Origin of the sequence: Streptomyces sp. BE20, from assembly GCF_036322525.1 — a bacterium.
GTDB lineage: Bacteria > Actinomycetota > Actinomycetes > Streptomycetales > Streptomycetaceae > Kitasatospora.
Genome location: NZ_JAQYWW010000714.1, coordinates 1 through 258, shown reverse-complemented (window position 1 = coordinate 258; position 258 = coordinate 1). Strand labels below are relative to the sequence as shown.

At 75.6% G+C, this 258-nt stretch carries 1 pseudogene; it reads left to right on the top strand.

Features of this window, described 5'->3' with window-relative positions:
- Positions 1-258 (top strand): annotated as a pseudogene (locus PUR61_RS15955) (polyketide synthase); the annotation flags it as partial.

The following is a 258-nucleotide window of genomic DNA, read 5'->3' as shown; positions in this document are numbered from 1 at the left end:
GGCGACCCGATCGAGGCCCAGGCGCTGCTGGCGACGTACGGGCGGGACCGGGACGGCGGCGACCCGCTCTGGCTCGGGTCGATCAAGTCGAACCTCGGGCACACCCAGGCGGCGGCCGGGGCGGCCGGCATCATCAAGATGGTCCAGGCGATGCGGCACGGCGTGCTGCCCCGCACGCTGCACGTCGACGCGCCCACCCCCCAGGTGGACTGGGCGTCCGGGGACGTGGAACTGCTCACCGAGGCCCGCCCCTGGCCG